Raw genomic sequence first — 3,254 nt, 5'->3', positions numbered from 1 at the left:
CCCTGCTGGTGGGGGAGGTCGGGGCCGCCCCCGCGCCCCTGGTGCTGCCGGACAGCGCCATCCTCTGCTCCTGCCACAACGTCAGCAAGGGGGACGTGGTGGCCGCCGTTCGGGCGGGCAATCACGAGCTGTCGGCGGTGAAGAGCTGCACCAAGGCCGGCACGGGTTGCGGCGGTTGCAGCAACCTGCTCAAGCAGGTGGTGGATCAGACCCTGGCGGACCTTGGCGTCGAGGCGGACAAGGGGTTGTGCGAGCACTTCGCCTACGGCCGTCAGGAGCTCTATCACCTGGCCCGGGTGGGCGAGCTGAAGAGCTTCGAGGCGCTGCGGGACAAGCATGGCCAGGGGCTGGGGTGCGACATCTGCAAGCCGACGGTGGCCTCCATCCTGGCGTCGCTGTGGAACGAGCACGTGCTGGAGAAGCCCCACCGCGCGTTGCAGGATACCAACGACGCCTTCCTTGCGAACCTGCAAAAGGACGGCACCTATTCAGTGGTGCCGCGCATCCCGGGGGGGGAGATCACCCCGGAGGGGCTCATCACCATCGGCGAAGTGGCGCGCAAGTACGGCCTCTACACCAAGATCACCGGCGGCCAGCGCATCGATCTCTTCGGCGCCCGGGTCGACCAGCTGCCCGCCATCTGGAGCGAGCTGGTGGCGGCGGGCTTCGAGACCGGTCAGGCCTACGGCAAGTCGGTGCGCACCGTGAAGTCCTGTGTGGGCTCCACCTGGTGTCGTTACGGGGTGCAGGACTCCATGACCCTGACCCAGACCATGGAGCACCGCTACAAGGGGCTGCGGGCACCACACAAGCTGAAGTTTGCGGTCTCAGGCTGCACCCGGGAGTGCGCCGAGGCCCAGAGCAAGGACATCGGCGTCATCGCCACCGAGCGGGGCTGGAACCTCTATGTGTGCGGCAACGGCGGCATGCGGCCGCGCCACGCCGACCTGTTCGCCACGGATCTCGACGAGCAGACCCTGATCCGCTACATCGACCGGCTGCTGATGTTCTACGTGCGCACCGGGGACAGGCTGCAACGCACCTCGGTCTGGATGGAGAACATGGAAGGGGGGCTCGACTATCTCAGGTCGGTGATCATCGAGGACAGGCTCGGCATCGGTGCCGAGCTGGAGGCCATGATGGAGGGGATAGTCGGCACCTGGCAGTGCGAGTGGAAGAGCACCTTGGCGGATCCGGACAAGCTCAAGTTGTTCGAGGCCTTCGTCAACCGGCCCGAGGACGAGACGCCGCCGCGCCGTGAGGAGCGGGGGCAATGGGTGCCGGATATCGCTGTCAAGGAGGTGGTATGAGCGACATAAAAGAAGAGACCTTACAGTCAGAACCTGGAGCCTGGCATAGGGTATGCGAGCTGGCGGCGCTGCCGGAGCAGGCCGGGCGCAGCGCCTGGCTGGAGGGGCGGGTACTGGCGCTGTTTCGCCTCGGGGAGCATGTCTATGCCCTGGACGGGGTGGATCCCCTGGCCGGCGTCGCGGTGCTGGGGCGTGGCCTGGTGGGGGATGCGGGGGGCGAACCCGTGGTGGCCTCGCCGCTGTACAAGCAGCGCTACGCCCTGATGGACGGTCGCTGTCTGGACGATCCTGCCCTGAGCGTCGCCTGCTGGCCGGTGCGGCTGGAGGGGAGCGAGGTCTGGGTACAGCTGGGGTGAGTGGCCCATCTGAAAACCATGTTGTGATCGCCGGGCACTGCCCGGTGATTTTTTGTGCGCGACCCGACATTTCTTGTACGAGAGGATGGCGGGAAAACGTTTTTCGGAAATAATGGACAAACGTTTGCAACTGGATGTTTGTCTATGACGGAACGTGAGCAAGAGATCCTCGCCCTGCTGCGCCAGGATCCCATGATTGCCCAGCAGGAGCTGGCGGACAGGCTCGGCATCAGCCGCTCCGCGCTGGCGAGCCACATCTCCAGCCTGATGCGCCAGGGCTATGTGCAGGGGCGCGGCTATGTGCTGCGCGAAGGCCCCTACGCCGTGGTGATCGGCGGCGCCAACATGGATATCTGTGGCTGCAGCCACGACAACCTGCGCATCGGGGATTCCAACCCGGGCCGGGTACGCACCTCCGCCGGCGGGGTAGGGCGCAACATCGCCGAGAACCTGGCGCGCCTTGGCACCGATACTCGCCTGCTGACTGCGGTGGGCAACGATCAATACGGCCACCACCTGCTGGAGGTGAGCCAGCGCGCCGGGGTCGATGTGCGCCAGGTGCTGGTACTGGAGGGTCAATCGACCTCCTGCTATCTCAGCCTGCACGATGGCAGCGGCGAGATGAGCTGCGCCGTCAACGACATGGGGATCATCGAGCAGCTCACCCCGGCCCGGCTCACCCCCCTGAGCGGTTTTCTTGGCGCGGCCCGGCTCTGGGTGCTCGACACCAACCTCGCCACCCACACCCTGGACTGGCTGTTCGAGCGCCAGGGGGAGCACATCATCTTCGTGGACACCGTGTCGGTGGCCAAGGTGGAGAAGATCCGCCCCTGGCTGCACCGCATCCACACCCTCAAACCCAATCGCACCGAGGCGGAGCAGCTGTGCGGCTTCACCATCGGGGGGCCCGACACCTGGCCCATGGCGGCGGCCTGGTTCCACCGCGCCGGGGTGCAGCGGCTCTTCCTGAGCCTCGGCGATCAGGGGATCTTCTATAGCGACGGGGCCTGCCAGGGCCATCTGCCCGTGCTCGGCAGCCCGGTCGTCAACGTGACCGGCGGCGGCGATGCCTTCATGGCAGGGCTGGCCCACGCCTGGTTGCAGGATCAGGGCATCATGGAGACAACCCGGTTCGCCCTCGGTTGCGCCGCCCTCACCGTCAATTGTTCCGATACCGTCTTTTCCGGCCTATCCAAGGCCGCCGTTGAACGCATGCTGGAGGAGTACCCATGTTGAACGCTTACCTCGATATCCAACCTGAAGTTGCCGCCGCGCTGGCCGCCGGCAAGCCGGTGGTGGCCCTGGAGTCCACCATCATCTCCCACGGCATGCCCTATCCGCAGAACGTGGAGACGGCGCGCCAGGTGGAGCAGGTGGTGCGGGACAACGGCGCCGTGCCGGCCACCATCGCCATCATCGATGGCCGCCTCAAGGTGGGTCTGGATGCGGGGGCCCTGGAGGCGCTGGGCCGTGCCGGCCACGCCGCCACCAAGTGCAGCCGTCGCGACATCCCCTTCGTGCTGGCCAACAAGGGGCTGGGGGCGACCACGGTAGCCTCCACCATGATAGTGGCCGCCATGGCCGGGAT

At 66.5% G+C, this 3,254-nt stretch carries 4 protein-coding genes; all 4 read left to right on the top strand.

Annotated features, from left to right (window positions below; all coding sequences use genetic code 11):
- On the top strand, positions 1-1,310 hold a 1,310-nt coding region (locus AACR77_RS04450), incomplete at its 5' end, for a (2Fe-2S)-binding protein (RefSeq protein WP_042879980.1).
- Complete coding sequence (gene nirD, locus AACR77_RS04445) at positions 1,307-1,666, top strand: nitrite reductase small subunit NirD (RefSeq protein WP_010675447.1); 360 nt, start codon at positions 1,307-1,309, stop codon at positions 1,664-1,666. The genes AACR77_RS04450 and nirD, both read left to right, overlap by 4 nt.
- Positions 1,667-1,810: 144 nt before the next feature.
- On the top strand, positions 1,811-2,902 hold the full coding sequence (locus tag AACR77_RS04440) for a PfkB family carbohydrate kinase (RefSeq protein WP_010675446.1): 1,092 nt from the start codon (positions 1,811-1,813) through the stop codon (positions 2,900-2,902).
- The coding region (locus tag AACR77_RS04435) for a pseudouridine-5'-phosphate glycosidase (RefSeq protein ID WP_042879977.1) at positions 2,896-3,254 on the top strand (359 nt) is incomplete at its 3' end. The genes AACR77_RS04440 and AACR77_RS04435, both read left to right, overlap by 7 nt.

This window comes from Aeromonas sp. ZOR0002, from assembly GCF_963866995.1.
Classification (GTDB): Bacteria; Pseudomonadota; Gammaproteobacteria; order Enterobacterales; family Aeromonadaceae; genus Aeromonas; species Aeromonas caviae.
The sequence above is the reverse complement of the archived record's forward strand: the minus strand, read 5'-3'. Positions and strand labels throughout refer to the sequence as shown.

What these genes read in the sequence shown, in the direction of transcription:
- nirD (WP_010675447.1), top strand. Translation starts at nt 1,307, where the DNA reads ATGAGCGACATAAAAGAAGAGACCTTACAGTCAGAACCTGGAGCCTGG.
- AACR77_RS04440 (WP_010675446.1), top strand. Translation starts at nt 1,811, where the DNA reads ATGACGGAACGTGAGCAAGAGATCCTCGCCCTGCTGCGCCAGGATCCC.